The organism is Enterococcus sp. HY326, assembly GCF_026157065.1.
Classification (GTDB): domain Bacteria; phylum Bacillota; class Bacilli; order Lactobacillales; family Enterococcaceae; genus HY326.
Map to the genome: position 1 here is coordinate 669,113 of NZ_JANLGQ010000001.1, position 17,614 is coordinate 686,726.

A 17,614-nucleotide genomic window follows, 5' to 3' on the forward strand; every position below is an offset into this window, starting at 1 on the left:
CCTAATAATTCACCCAGTATTTTTGCAACTTCATTTGCACCGCTGTCACGATTAAAATTACAATTAATAATAAAACAACGATGGCTGAGCCGTAGCCCTTATCATTTAAGATATAAGAATGCTTGTAGAACAGATAGGCTAATGATTGGGTGTTGTACATTGCCTCTGTTCTTGGCTGAATCATCATAAAGATGGAGTCAAATACTTGGAAAGCTTGAATGACAGTCGTCACGACCACGAAAAATAAGGTTGGCGTAACTAACGGCAGGGTGATAGAAAAGAATTTCCGGAACGGACCTGCACCATCTATATCAGCAGATTCGTAATAGTCAGCTGGAATTTCCTGAAGTCCTGATAATAAAATAATCATATTATAGCCAATAGCACTCCAGACACCGACAATAATCACACTGAAAATAGCAATATCGGGATTAGATAACCAAGAAACTGGTGCTATACCGAAAACTGCTAACGCTTGATTGACTAAACCAAATTGAGAATTCAACAACCAACGCCAAATCATCGCCACTGCAGTTGGGGCAGCAACAACTGGTAAGAAGAACAAGGTTCGGTAAATACTCACCCCTTTAACTTTTTGATTGACTAAAACAGCGGCAATCAACGAAAAGACAACAATCAACGGGATGGACACAATTGAATACTTAAACGTATTAATAAAGGATTGCCAAACTTCTGCATCTGCAAGTAAACGCTTGAAATTCACTAAACCAGCAAACGTGCTATTGCCAAAACCTGTTGACTTACTAAAACTCAAAATCACCGTATAAATTGCCGGTTTAATATTCAGCAGGATTAATCCAATAGCAGTTGGGGCTATGAAAATATAGCCCCAAATAAGATGATCCTTTTTATATTTTTTTAAAAACTTCATCCAACCTACCCCCTATTTTTTATTGGTAGGCTGCCATAATGTCGTTGACTCCATTGACAATATTTTCGCTAGCCTCTTCAACCGTTACAGTTCCTGCTAAAGCTTTGTCGACTTCTTCATCCATTAAGCTTTCACATTTCAATGTTTCTTGGTTAAACGGACGAATCACGCCATATTCTAACATGTCATCAAAGGCACCAATTCCAGGAAAGACGTCGACAAATTTGTTCACCCAGCCTTCACCAAGACCTTTATAAGCCGGTATCGAAACACCTTCATCAGATTGAATTTGGTTAGCTTCTTCTGATGCTAAGAAGGCCATGAATTTTTTGGCTTCTTCAGGGTGTTCTGTATCAGCGGCGATTGACCATGCCAAGCCATTTGTAACTGTCGCTTGCACTTCTCCTTGTGGCAAGACAGCAACATCGCAGTTTTCAGCAATGTATTCATTTTCAGCAAAACCAGAAGCCATCCAGCTACCATGAGTAATCATCGCAACTTTTCCAGAGCCTAATAGATTCACTTGATCTGTTTCTCTTAAGACTTCCATTGCAGGTGAAACTTTATCTGTTAATGTAAAATCAACATAATGTTGGAAAGCATCAATTGTATTTTGTTCAGAAAAACCAGATGCTAAACCATCATCCGTAAAGATTGACCCTTCATTTTGGTAAATCCAATCATAATACCCAGTTTCAGGGGCATTTGTTGCTGCGTATCCAAAGACGCCAGTTTCTTCATTCGTTAATGCCGCTGCCGCTGCTGAAAAATCTTCCCAAGTCCAGTCTGCTGTTGGCAGTGGAACGCCAGCTTCTTCAAATAAAGTCTTGTTGTACCAAACGCCAATTGTCGTTACATCTTTTGGTACTGCATAATTTTTATCTTCATAACTATATAAATCGGCAATTCCGTCAGTGAAATTATCAAAATCAATATCCCCCGCATCAACCATTTCTTGTAAATCCATCAACATGCCATTGGACATATACTTATAGGATTCATTTAAATGCATTGTGATAATATCGGGCATATTACCGCCAGTAGTTGCAGCTTCTAGCTTCGTCCAATATTGTTCCCAAGGCGTTGTTTCCATCTTAACGGTAATATTAGGATTGTCTGCTTCAAACTTATCAATAACTTTTTGTAATCCCACCGCTTGATCTGTATCCCAGCTGGCATATGAGATGGTCACGTTATCGCTGCTGCCACCACTATCATTCGTGTTGCTCCCACTATCTCCCCCACTCGAACCACAGGCTGCAGCTCCTAAACAAAACAACGACAGCATACTACCCAAAATCACTTTTTTCTTCATGTTTTCTCCTCCAAAAAAAATTTATTTGTTAGCGCTTCCAATGTTACTAAAGTTAGTATATAATTCAGTAAAATAGTTGTCAATATATTTTTTACATTTTTTTGGAAAAGCTATTTTAATAGTGTTTTAATCCCATTATAAAGAAAAATTATTTTAGTGAAATGGAGATGGTAATATGAAAAAAATTGCTCCACCTATTATGGGTTGGTCTTCTTGGAATTATTTTCATCAGAACATCAATCAAGAGATTATCGAACAAACAGCTCAGGCTTTAAAAAATACTGGGCTACTAGAAGCTGGCTATCAATATCTAAATCTAGATGACTGTTGGCAATCATCCACCAGGGATATAAATGGAAATCTACAATTTGATTTAATAAATTTTCCAAATCCAACCCAGCTAATTAAAAATATTCATCGTTTAGGTCTGAAAATTGGCTTATACAGCTCCTGCGGTCGGTTAACCTGTGAAGATTTACCAGCTAGCTACACGACTGAAAAACAAGATGCAGCACAATTTATCAATTGGGACATTGATTTTTTAAAATATGATTATTGTCATGTCATTGATTTAAAAAGTGATGAGGGTTGGTTGCCAGATGCACCTGATATTTATGAGATTCAATTACTTGAGACTAATACCAATGAAAAAACTATTCTTAAACCTAGTCAAGGGGCTCTGGGAGGGGCAGCAGAAATTGTTAGTGAGGAAAAAGGGCAAAATCTATACCTAACCGGGCTTAGTAGCAATCGTGGTGAACTTATTTTCGAAAATCTAGACTTACCTGCTGGCAGCTATATTGTAACGATTGTTTATCGAAAGAAAAAAACTGAAAAACGCCAGCTTTTAGAGATGATTTTTAATCAGACAGCCGTCAACGTCTTCTTCCCTACTTCAAGCGGTTGGAGTAACTCAGGGCGACAACAAGAAATCATCACCTTATCGGAACCTTTAAAAAAATTACTCGTAAAAAATTCAGTCTTCGATCAAAAGTCCGATGCGATATTGCGATACCGCACAATGGCAAATGCTCTCAGATTGGCCATCGATAACTCAAACAATCCAGAGAAAAATTTCAACTTTGCAATTTGTGAGCATGGCCGAACTCAACCTTGGACTTGGGCGAACAGAATTGGCAATTCTTATCGTATTTATCCTGACATTGAAAATAGTTGGCAATCTATAGTAGAGTGCTACCAGCAGGCGTTGCGAGTGGCGAAGTTTGCTGTCGAAGGTTCTTATGCAGATCCAGACATGCTAGAAATAGGTAATGGCCAACTGACCGTCAATGAAAGTATAGCTCATTTCACTTTATGGTCATTTCTTAGCGCCCCTTTAGTCTTAGGTAATGACTTGAGGTATCTAACCAAAGAATCTAGTGATTTTTTGAAAATTGTAACCAATCAAGAAATAATTCGCATCAATCAAAGCCGCCCATATTTACCAGCGGTTTTAGAATCTGCACAAAACATTGATATTTTAATCAAGTACTTAGATACTCAAGAAATTTATTTGTGTTTTCTCAACTTAACAGAATCAGACACAAATGTAACTTACTCTTTGGATATGCTGCCTGAAAAAGTTCATCATGTTAAGCGGAAAAAAAGGCTAAACAATCCTGTTGAAGTATGGCAACAAACTGACTTCAAGTTTAGTGGAAATCAACTGCTCTTTTCCTTAGCTCCCCATTCAGTGAAAGTCTTTAAGCTTTAAAAATGGACTGCTTTGAAAAAGCTATAAAAAAACTGTTTTTGGTTATTCGAGTACAGGTGAAGCACTCCTGTACTCTTTTTGTGCATTTTGCAACCTACCCCACAACGGATGCTTTTGAAACGCACAAAAAAAGCGATGAACTTTTTTCATCGCTTGTGCAATCAACAACAATTTACTTTTTTACAAGCCAGCCATCAATTGGGCTTGGCGCAACTCTAATTGGCGTACACCGCGTGGTAAGAAACGGCGAATTTCATCTTCATTAAAACCAACTTGCAATCTTTTTTCGTCTACCATAATTGGTCTTCTCAACAATCCAGGATTCGTTTGCACCAGTTCTAATAGTTCCTGCAGAGACAATTCGTCTAAATCAGTGTTCAGCTTTTGGAATACTTTTGAGCGAGTCGAAATAATTTCTTCCGTGCCATCCTCAGTCATTTCTAAAATGTGCTTTAACTCTGAAATATTTAATGGTTCAGAGAAAATATTCCGTTCTACAAATGGAATCTCGTGTTCTTGTAACCAAGCTCGAGCTTTCCGACAAGAGGTACAACTAGGAGATGTGTATAAAGTCAACATTGATTCTCACTCCTTTTTTGATGATATTCATCACATTTTTATAACAGAAGGTATTCTGTTTCTTTCTTATGCCATTATTATATCGAATTTCTTCAAAAAAAGCTATACTTGCTAGAAATTAAATGTTTATGCATTCGGCTTTTTTCACATAGAAAGCCTATAAAATTCAGCTTTCTTTCATAATTTGCACAAATCAAAACATTTTTGAATGATTGACTTATTTTTATAACAAACGATATAACAGAAGACAAAATCTGTTATAATTTTAAAAATATTACACTCTTTTTTTAGAAATATTTTTTCCAGTATTGTTTTTTTATAAAGTCTAAATATTTCTTGGTAGCTTTTTCAAAAAAACCTAAAGTCTATTCATTTGGACTACAAACAATGCTAAATTAGCTTATCACGCACAATAAATAATGTTATAGGTGTTATTTTATTTCACTCAACAATTGATTGTCTTTTGAAATTAGTCTAAAAAGGGTTATTATCTTCGTTTTTTTTCTGTTTCATTTGGTCAGGATTTATTTTTTTTCAAAGAGAAATAGCGTAAATTTTCTCGAAAATACAAACAAAAAAAGAAGAATGAAACACATTTTCATTCTTCTTGGAAGTTTCAGAAAATAGATAAAAATTATTAAGAAATTCTAAAGGCTATTTTTTCTAAACTGAGCATCGTATAATTTCCGATAATTGCCATTTTTATTCATTAATTCAGTGTGACTACCCTCTTCAACGATGCCCTCTTCACTAACCACAATGATTCTAGTTGCATGTTTAATCGTCGCCAAGCGATGGGCGATGATTAGTGTCGTGCGGCCGCTGGCTAAGGAATTTAGCGATTCCTGAATAACCTGTTCCGTTTCCGTATCAAGGGCAGAAGTTGCCTCATCTAAAATTAAAATCGGCGGATTCTTTAAAAACATTCGAGCAATCGCTACCCTTTGTTTTTGCCCACCGGAGAGTTTGACTCCCCGTTCGCCAATATTGGTTTCTAAACCATCTGACATCTGGTCGATGACTTTATCTAAGTGTGCTAAAGAAACCGCTTGCTGAATTTCTGCATCCGTAGCATCTAATTTACCATAGGCGATATTTTCGCGAATCGTTCCTGGAAATAAAAAGACATCCTGTTGGACAATGCCGATTTGTTGACGCAGTGACGCTAAGGTAATGTCGCGAATATCGATGCCGTCGATTGCGACACGCCCCTCGCTGACTTCATAAAAGCGGGGCAGCAAATTAGAAATCGTCGTTTTACCAGAACCGCTTTGACCGACAAAAGCAACCGTTTCCCCAGATTTAATTTCTAAATTTAAATGATGCAGGACACTTTTGCCGTCTGCATACTTAAAAGAAACATTCTCATAGGTAATATCTCCTTTGAGATTGTCAACATTGCGGGCATTAGGGCGATCAACAATCGTTGAAGGGCGGTCCAGCTCTTCGGTGAGCCGCTTAAAGCCAGCAATTCCCTTTGGATAGCTTTCAATCATCGTATTGACCTTTTCGATTGGCCGCACAAAAACATTCGCCAGCAGGATAAACGCCACAAACTGACCATTGGTGATATCGCCATTAATGACATAATAAGCTCCGAAAATCAGCGTAAATAAATTAATCAAGCGCATCAAAAAGTAATTGTATGATGAACTGACCGCCATCACCTTATAAAAAATAATTTTTGATTTGCGATAAGCCTGATTTAATTTTTCAAAGCGCTGCTGCTCAAATTTTTCATTGGCAAAGGACTGGGTGACCCGCACGCCGCTGACAGCTGCTTCAATTCCTGAATTGAACTCGCCTAAATTCTCATAAATTTGCGTGTTGACCTTAGTCATTTTTTTATTAAAAAATAGCAGCACAATCGTGATGAAGGGCAGTAGTACAAAAGTTGCCAGCGCTAGTTGCACATGAATCTGCATCATCAAAATAAAAGAACCTACCAAAGTCATGACAGTGATAAAAACATCCTCCGGTCCATGGTGGGCGACTTCAGAAATTTCAAATAAATCAGTAGTCAGGCGGCTGATTAGCCGACCAGTTTTTTGATTATCATAATATTCAAAGGGCTGAGTTTGCAAATGCTGGTACAATTCTCGCCGCATATCCGTTTCAATATTGACGCCTAATTTATGACCAAAAAAAACGACGATATATTGAAAGGCAGTATTCACCAAATAAAAGAACAGCAAACCAATTGCTGCCAATGCAATCATCCGAAAATTTTGCTGAGGCATGATTTGGTCAATCACCTGATTGACCACTACTGGGAACGCTAATTCCAGTCCGCCAGCCAAAACGGCACAGGTAAAATCCAACATAAATAATTTCTTGTAAGGTGCGTAATAACTAAAAAAACGTTTAAACATGATTTCTCCTTTTAATTCTCTTTGAAAAACAACCCGTTTGTGCTTTTTTCAAAGCATCCCGTAACTATTTTTGCTAGCTTTTAATTGATAAGCTAGATTTTCTTTGCTCCATTGGCCGCTCCTTTAGCGCCAATGCTACTATTATAAGGAATATCTGCTCTCGGTGCAAAGTTAAGTGCAACCTCAATATACTTTGCGGTTTCTTGAATGAAACTTTATGGGAAATTCATCTTATTTTAGTATGCTGAAGTTACCAAAAGCAAACCCTCTATTTTTTTAATAAGCTGTCAAATCTCAAAAAATTGACAGCCTCGTAAAAAAAATAGCTGGACGAGTAGCTCAGGCACCGTCAATTTTTCGACACTGTCTTTGCTTCTGGTCCAGCTAGTCTTTTAGTTAAGCTTCGCCAACACTTAAAATCATACGAATATCTTCTTCTGTCAGGAGGGCCAATTGTTCTTGGTCCCCTTCAATGACTTGTTGGAATAATTCCTTTTTGCCTTTTTGCAGCAGGTCCATTCGTTCCTCGATGGTCCCTTCAGCAATCATGCGCCAAACTTCCACAACATTTTTTTGACCAATGCGGTGAGCTCTGCCGGCCGCCTGTTCTTCAACTGCCGGATTCCACCATAAGTCATACAAAATCACCGTATCAGCGCCGGTTAAATTCAGCCCAGTGCCGCCCGCCTTCAAGGAAATCAAAAAGACATCCTTTTGGCCTTCGTTAAAGGCATTCACCATATCCAGGCGATCCTTCGCTTTGGTGCTGCCCCGCAAATAAAAAGTTTCCAAACCTAAATCATGGAACTCCGTTTCGATAATCGAGAGCATGGAAGTAAACTGGGAGAAGAGCAGAATGCGCCGATTGTTTTCTTTGGCGTTTAAAACTAGTTCCTTCACCTGCTCTAGCTTGCCAGAGCCGCCGTTATAATCTTCAATAAAGAGTCGCGGATCACAGCAGATTTGTCGCAGTCGAGTCAAACCAGCTAAAATGCCAATCCGATTTTTATTAAAGGTTCCTGGATCCATCGCATTGACGCTATCTTGCATTTGCTTCAAATTCGCCAGGTAAACCGTTTTTTGCTCCTCTGTCAGAGCACTGTAAAGATTGGTCTCGATTTTTTCTGGTAAATCCTGCAGCACTGTCTTTTTATCCCGCCGCAGAACAAAGGGTTTAATCATTTGAGCGATTAACTTTTTATCCAAGCTGCGGAATTTGGTTTTTCCCGGGAAAAAGCCCGGCATAATAATTTGAAATAGTGACCACAGCTCCTCCAAATTATTTTCAATCGGCGTGCCACTCAGGGCAAAGACATGGGGCACAGGTAACTCCCGCAGCGCCTGCGCCGTTTTCGTGACGCTATTTTTTACCATCTGCGCTTCATCTAAAAATAAATATTGAATTTGCTGATTTTGATACAGCTCACCATCCTGCCGCATTCCGGCATAGGACGTGATATAAATATCACTAGCTTGGGCCAGCTGCGCCTCCCGCTCCTCTTTGGGTCCTGCCACAACACAGGAGGTTAAACTTGGGGCAAATTTACGAATTTCTGCCTGCCAGTTATAAATCAAACTAGCTGGTGCAACAATCACGGCCCGAATCGCACCGTTTTCTTGCTTTTCAGATAGCAGATAGGTGATTGCTTGAATCGTTTTCCCTAAGCCCATCTCGTCGGCCAAGATGCCACCGAAATGATAGTGACTTAGCATTTTAAACCAGCGGAAACCGACTTTTTGATAGTTGCGCAATTCCGCTTGTAAATTCTCCGGCAATTCAGTTGGAAAATCTTCTGGATGCAGCAAGTCTCTGGTTAAAGTTTCAAAGGAGGCTGTTAGCTCGACTTCGTCACCAGCTTTTTCCTTTACCAATAGACTTTTACTTTTTGGCAAATGTAAAATGCCATCTTCCGTCTGCAAGCTACCGCGAATTTCTGCTAGAAATTGGCTGGCTTGGTAAAATTCTTCCGAGTCTAGGGCCAACACTTGGCCGTTTTCCAAAGTATAAAAGGGTTGGTTTTGCATTAAGCTCTGCAAAACTTGATCCACTTCATGGTCAGAAATACCGGAAATATCAAAGTGGACATCCAGCCAAGAATCAGATTCTGTCACGGTGACTTTAGGCTGATAATGCTGGGCATCTAAATACAAGCTTCGTAATTTTTTGCCCATTTTAACCGTGCCTAGTTTGCGAAAAGCCGGCAGCTCTTCGGCAAAAAATTGATATAAGGCAGCGCCCTGTGGTAATTTTCTTTCAAAGCCTTCTGCAGTCACCTGAAAGCCAAAATCTTCAAAGCGCTTTTTAATCAGCGCTTCATGGCGATAATCCCGCAGCACAATTTTTTCTTCTGCCAGCTGTTGATCTTTCGGATTGGTGGAGTATACATTGTCGCCATAATTGAAATTGACTTGGCTGACAATTTGCTTAGATTTGCTTTTTAATTTAAAAATGATGTCGGCAGCTAAGGGATATTCTGCAATCTCAGCGGTAACCTCTGGGCTGACGTAGACTTCACCGATTTCCCGTAAAAAGGGCAGCACTCCTTTAAATAAGTCCGGCAGCTCCTGCATTTGATAGGCCACCTGTTGATTTTTATAGCGTTTAAGGAGCTGCTCCAAGGTTAATAAAATTTCCTGCTGACGATGAGATAAAGGATAAAAATAGCCTTCATAAAAGCCCCACTGATAATAACTAAAATAGCGGGTAAATAGCTGACTGACTGCCAATTGATAGTGGTCAGCTTCCTTTAAAATAGAAAATTTTAAAGGCGGCAAGTCATCGCTAAAAGCAATCTGCTGCCAATTTTTTTCGTCGACTTTAAAGTGCAGCTGCCGCAACTGATTAATTTTCAGCAGCAGGTTTTGCCCGTACTCTACCGGCAATAAAATCCGCCGCTTGTCCACCTTGCCATTAATTTGCAGGCCGCGGGTACCAAGTAGTAGCTGAGACTGATTGATACCGTATAAAATTTGCAAAATTTCATTTGTGGCTTCGTCAAAGGCGCCACGACTGAGAACCAAATTTTGTTTATTGACCTCAAAACTTTTCTCCTCCTGCCAAGCTGACAAGAAATCATTGATATTTTTCACCACATAAAAGCGATTTAAGGCAAGATACCCCACTCGCAATTGCAGCCCTAGAGCAGCCAGCTCAGGATGATAAGGATTGGTTTCCATAATTTCCAAATAAAATTCTATCGCCAAAGGGGGAACTTTATCCGTTTGCTTTAAGGAAATCCGTGAAAATCCTTTGGTAAACATTTCTGATTGGGAAACACTGACAGCAGCCGGCGCATCGCTGGCTTTAATTATGCGGTTCAGCCCTTCCTTACGCAAATATAATTCCACTGCTACCGTGTGTTTGCAATAATGATGGTCCTGCCAATAAGGACATTGGCAGATGTCTTCTTCCTTAGTGGTCCCGTCCAAAGTTACATGGTACGTCTCTGATCCGAGAACTTCACCGTGCCACACACGATTAACATAATCTGGTTCAACGGATAACACTCGGCCCGATTCCAGATATTCTCGGCCACGTTTGATTACTTTTTCAGGTATACTCCATTTCACGGGATTTTCTCCTCCTTAACTTGGCAAGCTGCACTTGTTGCAATCTTTAGCGATAGGCAATTTTGCTTTGCCCATTGCCAGAACTATCGACTAACACTTGCTGGGGAATTCTTTCTTTTAATTCTTTGACATGACTAATAATACCTATCATTCTGCCGCGGCTTTCGATTGTTTCTAAAGCCTCCATCGCCATTTCCAGTGACTCTTCATCTAGAGAACCAAAGCCTTCATCAATAAAAAGAGCCTCAATTGAAATGCCACCAGCTTGGTTTTGAATGACTTCAGCTAAAGATAAGGCCAACGCTAAAGCGGCAATAAAGCTTTCGCCACCAGATAAGGTATGGGCACTGCGGCTTTGACCGACTGTGTCATCGTAGACATTAATTTCCAGACCTGTTTGGCTGCGGAAGGAACCGACAGCCGTCGATAATTCAAACTGATAGCGGTCATGGGTTAAGCTTTGCAGCCGTTGATTGGCCACTAGCAGAACATCTTTTAAATATGTCTGCAAAATAAATCGTTCCAAACTCGTTTTACGGGCATTATTGCCGTTAATCGTATCTGCTAATTGCTGTAATTCCTGCAGCTTAACTAATTGCTGGCGATTTTTCTGATATAGTTTTTTAAAATCGGCCAGAATTTTTTGATTGCTGGCTAGCTGATACTGCAGCTGACTGACCTCTTCATGAAAGAGCTCCTGTTCACTGCGGGCTAGCTGATAAGCAGTTTCTAAATCTGTTAAGTTTGGTTGCTCTTTTGTAGATAAAGCTTGGTTCAGACGCTTCAAATTTTCTTGATTTAAAGCAATCTGCGTATGATAATCACCAATTGTTTTTCGCAATTGCGGCAGCTGTGACGTGTGGGTTAACAACTCCCGCAGCTCATCCACTGTCGCCACTGGTGCTTTTTTAAGTAGTGCCGCTAGCTCGGCATTTTGCTCAGTCAAGCTCTTGCTCGTTTCGGCAAAACTGTCTTGATTTTGTCGAATTTGTTCTATCAAGCGAATCTCTGCCTGTTGATTCGCTTGAACCAGTTCCGTTATCTCAGTTACCTGCTGCTGATAGCTTTTTAGCTGATCGGTTATTTCAGTAATTTCCACTTCAATAGTTTGTGGGTCTTCTGATAAGCCCTGTTGTTCAAGGGCTGTCACTTGACCCTTTAATAAATTATGCTCTTCAGAAAGCTGACGCTTCCACTCTTGAAGTGCTTGTAGCTGTGGAACCAGTTTTTCTTGTTCTGCCTGCAAGTCTTTGGCTTTCAAACCTGCCGCTTGACTAGCATTGATTTCAGCGTTTAATCGCTTATTTTCAGCCTCGAAAAAATGAATGACTGCCGATAAGTCCAACAGGCTTGTTTGATAATCTGCTGCCATTTTTTCAATAAAAGTGACAGCCTTGGCAGCAGCTGCTGATTCGACTTTTTCAAGGGCGCTGACCGCCTGTTGATTTTCCTCGACAGAAATCTGCCAACGGGTTTCTAGCTCGGCTAATTTTTGCTGTTGTTCGTTTAAAGCAGCTTCTGCCGTAACTAGCGCTGTTTCTGCTGCTTGAATTTCCTGTTGGCTCACCGGCTGTTCCTGCACGAGGCCAGGATGTTCCACCGAGCCGCAGACCGGACAAGGCTCGCCCGGTAATAAATCTAAACTCAAACGAGCAATTTGCAGAGCAGCTGACTGGCTTTTCTTCAATTGAAAATCAGCTTGAAGTTCTGCTACGTTAGTCCGTGTTTTGTTTAATGCCGTCTCAGCTTTTTCAGCTGCCAGCTGATTGGCTTGTAAGATTTCCCGCTGCTTTTGATTATCTGTTAGCAGCTCGTGAATTTCACGGCTTTGATAATTATTGTCGGTCAGCTCAGCTAATTGCTGCTGCAGGCCCGCAATTGCCAATTGCTGTTGTTGCAACGCTTTTAACTGCTCGTTATTTTCAGCTTGGCGACTGCTAAGCTGAGCTTCATCTGCTTCTGCCTGTCCCAATTTTTTTACTAACTGCTGAAGTTTTTCTTGTAGTTGGTTAAATGCTTGAAGCTGCGGTAATTTATCCTGCAGCTGCTGCAACCGTTTCTTTTTTTCTTCATAAGCTGGCGCTTGTTTTTCCAGCTCAGCCTGCTGCTTAAAGCTGTCGCTGAGAATCTGCTTCAAGCCGGCGCTTTTTTCTAATAGCGCCTCTTTTTGATCCGCCAACGTTTCGGCTTTTTCAGTCAGCTCATCCACTTTGACTAATTTATTCCGTTGCGTTTCCGCCCATTCCAAGTGCTGCAGCTCTTTTTCTAAAGCAGCCACTTCATCAGCTTGTGCTGATAATTCTAACTGTCGTGTCTCAACTGCTGCTAATTCCGTAAATAATTTGGTCAGCTCCTGCGCTGCGAAAAGTTCTTTTTGTGCCGTTTGCTCTTTTAAGGCCAGCTCAGCCAACTGTTTTTGCGCAGCTTTTAAATGCTGAGCTTCCTCCAGCAAATAATTTTCGCCGTTAGTTAAAAATTCCTGATCTGACAAAGCCGTTTGCTCCCACTGAAACTGCTTTTGAATCAAGGCCAGTTCCGCCGTATCTGATTCCTGTAATTTTTTTGCTCGTTTCAAGCGTTCCTGCAGCTCGCTGGCAAATTTTTGATAGATACCAGTGCCGAATAAATTCCGTAACACCGCTTCTTTGTCTTCGCTTTTAGCCACCAGAAAATTCCGAAATTCTCCTTGAGGCAAGAGCACAATCTGATTAAATTGTTTAGCATTTAGATGGAGCAGCTCTTCAATTTCTTTGCGGACCTCGCCATCTTTACTATACTGACGGATTTCAGTGCCATCCGGCTGACAGATGGTCAACTCGACTTTTGCATTTTGTTCCTTCGTACCGCTGCCTTTTTTCTTTTGTAGGGTTTGCTTCGGGCGGCGTTCAATTTGATACAATAGTCCTTGATGTTCAAAAACAAGGGTCACAATCGTTTCTTCTGTCGGCGCTGCAAAGGAAGAGCGCATTTCACTGGCGCCTCTTAAGCCGCCAGAGGTTTCACCGAACAAAGCAAAGGTCATGCCATCAAAAATAGTGGTCTTGCCGGAACCCGTCTTGCCGCTAATTAAAAACAGCGGCGCTTCTGCCAAACGGTCAAAGTCAAGGGTCTCTTCGATGAAGGGACCAAAATTTTTCAAAGTTAACGAAACAGGCTTCATGCGTCAGTCACCTCCTGTGTGCCTAAGACATCAGCAACAAGCTCAGTTTGGGTGGATGTCATGGTTTCTCCGGTCACCTCTTGGAAAAAATTATCCACTAATTTTTCCGGTGCTAGCCGTCGGACTTCTTTAAAATCTGTCTGCAATTCCGTCGATTCACGACCATTGACTCGGCTAACCCCTAAAATCCGGGGATAAACCTGCCGCAGCTGGTTCATCATATTGGGGATAATCCCGCGGTCTGTCAGTAAAATATCTAAATAATCCTCCCGCTCAATGCTTTGATAAAAAATCGGTGACAGTAGCTCCTCAAAGCTCGCTTCGATTTGCTGGAGATTGTGCAGCGGGCTTAATTCCTTAAACTCTAAGTGTAAATCCGGCAGCTCTACTAGCCAGCCGCCTTTTTTTTGATGTAATTCTGAAAGAGAAAATTTTAACGGCGAACCGCTGTAGCGCATTTTTTGATGCTGGAGGGCATTTTTATTATGTAAATGCCCCAACGCCACATAGTCAAAGCTTTCCAGCAGATAGCTTGGCACACTGTCAAGGCCGCCAACTTCAATCTTGGTTTCCGAATCGCTTTTTTCACTTCCCGCCACAAAAAAATGGGCAACTAAAACCTGTTGGAGCTCCGGCTTAAATTGTTTTTCCATTTCAGGAACGACCCGCTCCATCGCTTGAGTAATCGTGCGAATCTCATCATCTTGAAAATACAAACGGGCGCTGATTGGCTCAAAATAGGGCAGCAGAAAAAATTGCGTTCCCTGAAATTCAATTGGCGTGAAGGCTTGTTCTAAACGGGTATGCAGATAAAAATCAGTCTGCTGATACCACGGCGCCCCAGCCTCCAGACGAACTCCGCTATCATGGTTTCCCGATATCGCAAAGACGGGAAACTGATTTTCAATATTCAGCTCTTGAATAAACTGATTGAAAATCTCGATGGCCTCAACCGGCGGCACCGAACGATCATACAAATCCCCCGCCAACACCACAGCGTCCACCTCTTCAGTTTTTGCCAGCTGAATAATATCTGCTAAATTTTTCTTTTGGTCCAGCAATAAGTCATAGCCATGAAGCTTTTTGCCGATATGTAAATCCCCCACATGTAAAAAACGCATGTCTGTTCCTCCAAAAATGGTCTTCCCACTATTATACCACTTTTCCAGTCCTCAAGCAGTCGTCAGCCTCAGAAGATTCAGGAGAAAAAAGATTTTAAACTGGCTGACTGTTTTTCAAATTATGCTAAGCAGACTGCGATTTAAAAAAAATTCCTCCAAACACTTTCTTCAGCCTTTTTCCTGTTAAAATAAATAAAAACCATTTGAATTACTTTGGAGGAAAAAAGATGGGGAATCGGGCTTATCTACTGGCAGGAACTGACTGTCAACTTTTTGAAGCAAACAATAGCTTGCCGCTTTTTTGGCTATTAGGGGCACTGCCGCAATTGCCCGCAAAACAGCAGGCGATTGCCAGTTTAACGGCTCCGCAATTAGAAAAATTTGCGGAGGAAGAAGCTTATGAAGAGGCTTTTAGTACGTGGTTTACAGAAAATCTGGTCGGTGAAATCCAGCTTGCTAGCGACAATTATTTAAAAAATCTTGAGGATAATCGTTCCTATATTGATTCCCTTTATCCTTTACTGAGCCCAGTTTATGAAGAGTTTGTCCATGTCATCCAGCAGCAAAGAGCGACTGATGCGACTGTCCCAATCATTATTGACTACACGGAAACCATTAACTTCTACTCCGATTATTTAGAATTTTACGACGAATTACTCGCTTTGTGCACACATGTTGCCAAGCAGCAGCAAACAAATTGGCTATATCCAAAAGATCCCTTGGGTTCAGCCGTTGGGACTGATCAATATGCCAATCATGCTGGTCAGCCCATGTTTTCAATTGATAGCTATCAGCAACTCAATAGCCAGCTAATCACCGCCTTTAATGCTGCTGAAAAAGTAGCTGACAGACAGCAGCAACCTTCTTTATTCCAAAAATTTCGCCAATGGTGGTCAAAGAGTTAATGGGATTGATAAATTAATCAAAAAAAACAGCTACCCATTCAGTCGGTATCCCCCTTAAGAGTTAGACTAAAAAGCTAACAGTTTAAGAGTCGATACAATGGGAAGCTGTTTTTTAAGATTTTTTTTCAGAAGCGACATACTTGTAATTTGGATTGACCTCTTTGTCCAATTGATCAAAAGCTGTTTGAATGCGGCGTTCCACCTCATCCATACCAGCTTTATCCATTTTTTTAATATCGCTAATATCAATCGGTTCTCCGAAACGAACATCAATCCGTTTGCGCTTGAGTAACCCGCTAAAACTGGTCGGGCCTTGATAAACAGACGGCACGATTCGCACCTTAGCTAGCTTAGCAATCAATGCCATGCCGCCTTTTAATTCAGTAGAATGGCGAGTGCCGCTAGGAAACATAATCAAACTCAAATCCGTTGACTTCAATAATTTTACTGGTGTCTTCACCGTACTTGGTCCAGGATTGGTGCGTTTAACTGGAAAAGCATTGGCGTGAACCAGAATATAACGCAAAATTGGATTTTTAAATAATTCTTCTTTGGCCATAAAACTAAAGGATTTTGGGCGGGCGCCAATCGCCAAATAAATCGGGTCCCACCAGGTTCGATGGGGTGCGACTAAGATATAATTTTCATTTTGCGGTAGGGCTTCACGATTTTGATAATGGGCGTTGCCATTCAACACAAAAACCACAAAGCGAGCTACCATTCGAATAAAACGGAAAAACATGTTCCTCTTCCTTTCTGACTGGGAGAAAGCTCTGACTTCTCTGAATCATAGTATGCCGAAATTTATTTTACTTATCAAGTATTTTTTTGCTGGAAGTAAATGTCTAAGGTATAATACCAGTATTCTATTCATAGAACCTAAAAAAAAGCTACAAGGCTTAAGAAATTATAAAGAAAGAAGCTGTGCGTAGGTGACTGTCCCTTTAAAAACCGGTGAGCGAATTGACCAGCTTTTCGCTGAAGGTATTCAAATTATTCAAAGCAAAGAGGTCTTCTCTTTTTCTCTAGATGCTGTTTTATTAGCAAATTTTCCCAGAATTCCCCAAAAAGGTCAGATTGTCGATCTCTGTGCCGGCAATGGTGCCGTGGGTCTTTTTGTCAGCGGTAAAACCGCTGCGCCGATTACCCAAATTGAAATCCAGCCGCGCCTTGCCGACATGGGGCAGCGAAGTATTTTACTAAATCACTTGGAGGAACAAGTGACTATGGTACCCGGTGACATTGAAGACTGCTTCAACTATTTACAGCCTGACTCGATTGATTTAGTTTTGTGCAATCCACCTTATTTCAAGGAACTGCCGACCAGTCGCAAAAATCCCAATCCCCATTTAGCGATTGCCCGTCATGAAATCGAAACGAATCTTGACGAAGTCATTCGAATTGCCAGCGGTCTATTGAAAACCAATGGCCATTTTGCGATGGTCCATCGGCCGGATCGCTTCTTAGATATCATCGATACTTTAAGAAAATATGATATCGCTCCAAAACGATTGCAGTTTGTCTATCCAAAGGTCGGCAAAGAAGCCAATATTTTACTGGTTGAAGGAATTCGTAACGGCAAAGAAGCCGGTCTAAAAATATTGCCACCTCTTCTTACTACCGATGAAAATGGCGATTATACACCTGAGATTCGAGGCATGCTCTATGAAAAGTGACGAACATTTTTTCTACGTACTGCTGTGTCGTGATCAAACTTTTTATGGCGGCTATACGACTGATTTGAGCCGCCGTCTAGCTGAACACAACAGCGGTACCGGCGCCAAATATACTCACCCCAACAGCCGCCGTCCTGTTCAAATGATTCATGCGGAAAGTTTTGCCAGCCGCAGTGAAGCTACCAAAGCCGAGTCAGCCTTTAAAAAGCTGACCCGTAGACAAAAAGAAACCTATTTACAGACAGCTAAAACCAATAGCGTTTTAGTTGGCTAAAAAGGCCTACTACACAAGCGATAATGCAAAGGAGCC

12 protein-coding genes are annotated in these 17,614 nt (G+C 41.0%); 4 read left to right on the plus strand and 8 right to left on the minus strand.

The genetic code is table 11. The annotated features are described in order from the left end of the window. Window position 1: 1 nt before the first annotated feature. Window positions 2-892: a carbohydrate ABC transporter permease gene (locus ORH16_RS03270; protein WP_265456191.1), complete on the minus strand. Its 891-nt coding sequence runs from the start codon at window positions 890-892 to the stop codon at window positions 2-4. Window positions 893-911: 19 nt separating this feature from the next. Next, on the minus strand, window positions 912-2,207 hold the full coding sequence (locus ORH16_RS03275) for an ABC transporter substrate-binding protein (RefSeq protein WP_265456193.1): 1,296 nt from the start codon (window positions 2,205-2,207) through the stop codon (window positions 912-914). 175 nt (window positions 2,208-2,382) lie between these two features. On the opposite strand from ORH16_RS03275, the gene ORH16_RS03280 reads away from it, so the two are divergent. Further along, window positions 2,383-3,921: a hypothetical protein gene (locus ORH16_RS03280; protein ID WP_265456195.1), complete on the plus strand. Its 1,539-nt coding sequence runs from the start codon at window positions 2,383-2,385 to the stop codon at window positions 3,919-3,921. 180 nt (window positions 3,922-4,101) lie between these two features. Here the strand turns inward: ORH16_RS03280 and spxA are convergent, their stop codons facing one another. The 5 genes from spxA to ORH16_RS03305 all read right to left on the minus strand — a co-directional run bounded on the left by spxA (window position 4,102) and on the right by ORH16_RS03305 (window position 14,723). Beyond that, window positions 4,102-4,500 (minus strand): transcriptional regulator SpxA, encoded by a 399-nt coding sequence (gene spxA, locus ORH16_RS03285; protein ID WP_265456197.1) that lies wholly within the window; start codon window positions 4,498-4,500, stop codon window positions 4,102-4,104. Between the two features lie 647 nt (window positions 4,501-5,147). Continuing rightward, window positions 5,148-6,872: an ABC transporter ATP-binding protein gene (locus tag ORH16_RS03290; protein WP_265456198.1), complete on the minus strand. Its 1,725-nt coding sequence runs from the start codon at window positions 6,870-6,872 to the stop codon at window positions 5,148-5,150. 396 nt (window positions 6,873-7,268) lie between these two features. Continuing rightward, window positions 7,269-10,442 carry a DEAD/DEAH box helicase gene (locus ORH16_RS03295; protein ID WP_265456200.1) on the minus strand — a complete coding sequence of 1,058 codons (3,174 nt, stop codon included), beginning with the start codon at window positions 10,440-10,442 and terminating at the stop codon, window positions 7,269-7,271. Between the two features lie 46 nt (window positions 10,443-10,488). Further along, window positions 10,489-13,602, minus strand: coding sequence for an AAA family ATPase (locus ORH16_RS03300; RefSeq protein ID WP_265456202.1), 3,114 nt, complete (start codon window positions 13,600-13,602; stop codon window positions 10,489-10,491). Next, complete coding sequence (locus tag ORH16_RS03305; RefSeq protein WP_265456204.1) at window positions 13,599-14,723, minus strand: exonuclease SbcCD subunit D; 1,125 nt, start codon at window positions 14,721-14,723, stop codon at window positions 13,599-13,601. The genes ORH16_RS03300 and ORH16_RS03305 overlap by 4 nt, the downstream gene beginning before the upstream one ends. A 227-nt stretch (window positions 14,724-14,950) precedes the next feature. Between ORH16_RS03305 and ORH16_RS03310 the strand changes: the two genes are divergently transcribed. After that, on the plus strand, window positions 14,951-15,628 hold the full coding sequence (locus tag ORH16_RS03310; RefSeq protein ID WP_265456206.1) for a hypothetical protein: 678 nt from the start codon (window positions 14,951-14,953) through the stop codon (window positions 15,626-15,628). A gap of 112 nt (window positions 15,629-15,740) precedes the next feature. Here the strand turns inward: ORH16_RS03310 and ORH16_RS03315 are convergent, their stop codons facing one another. Further along, entirely contained in the window at window positions 15,741-16,370 is a 630-nt protein-coding gene (locus ORH16_RS03315; RefSeq protein ID WP_265456208.1) for a lysophospholipid acyltransferase family protein, read from the minus strand. Between the two features lie 190 nt (window positions 16,371-16,560). On the opposite strand from ORH16_RS03315, the gene ORH16_RS03320 reads away from it, so the two are divergent. Then, on the plus strand, window positions 16,561-17,304 hold the full coding sequence (locus ORH16_RS03320; RefSeq protein ID WP_265456209.1) for a tRNA1(Val) (adenine(37)-N6)-methyltransferase: 744 nt from the start codon (window positions 16,561-16,563) through the stop codon (window positions 17,302-17,304). Further along, window positions 17,294-17,578, plus strand: coding sequence for a GIY-YIG nuclease family protein (locus ORH16_RS03325; protein ID WP_265456211.1), 285 nt, complete (start codon window positions 17,294-17,296; stop codon window positions 17,576-17,578). The genes ORH16_RS03320 and ORH16_RS03325 overlap by 11 nt, the downstream gene beginning before the upstream one ends. The last annotated feature ends 36 nt before the right edge of the window (window positions 17,579-17,614 follow it).

Excerpts from the sequence above, each read along its gene's own strand:
- ORH16_RS03270 (WP_265456191.1), bottom strand. The coding sequence starts at position 892 with ATGAAGTTTTTAAAAAAATATAAAAAGGATCATCTTATTTGGGGCTAT.
- ORH16_RS03275 (WP_265456193.1), bottom strand. The coding sequence starts at position 2,207 with ATGAAGAAAAAAGTGATTTTGGGTAGTATGCTGTCGTTGTTTTGTTTA.
- ORH16_RS03280 (WP_265456195.1), top strand. The coding sequence starts at position 2,383 with ATGAAAAAAATTGCTCCACCTATTATGGGTTGGTCTTCTTGGAATTAT.
- spxA (WP_265456197.1), bottom strand. The coding sequence starts at position 4,500 with ATGTTGACTTTATACACATCTCCTAGTTGTACCTCTTGTCGGAAAGCT.
- ORH16_RS03290 (WP_265456198.1), bottom strand. The coding sequence starts at position 6,872 with ATGTTTAAACGTTTTTTTAGTTATTACGCACCTTACAAGAAATTATTT.
- ORH16_RS03300 (WP_265456202.1), bottom strand. The coding sequence starts at position 13,602 with ATGAAGCCTGTTTCGTTAACTTTGAAAAATTTTGGTCCCTTCATCGAA.
- ORH16_RS03305 (WP_265456204.1), bottom strand. The coding sequence starts at position 14,723 with ATGCGTTTTTTACATGTGGGGGATTTACATATCGGCAAAAAGCTTCAT.
- ORH16_RS03310 (WP_265456206.1), top strand. The coding sequence starts at position 14,951 with ATGGGGAATCGGGCTTATCTACTGGCAGGAACTGACTGTCAACTTTTT.
- ORH16_RS03315 (WP_265456208.1), bottom strand. The coding sequence starts at position 16,370 with ATGTTTTTCCGTTTTATTCGAATGGTAGCTCGCTTTGTGGTTTTTGTG.
- ORH16_RS03325 (WP_265456211.1), top strand. The coding sequence starts at position 17,294 with ATGAAAAGTGACGAACATTTTTTCTACGTACTGCTGTGTCGTGATCAA.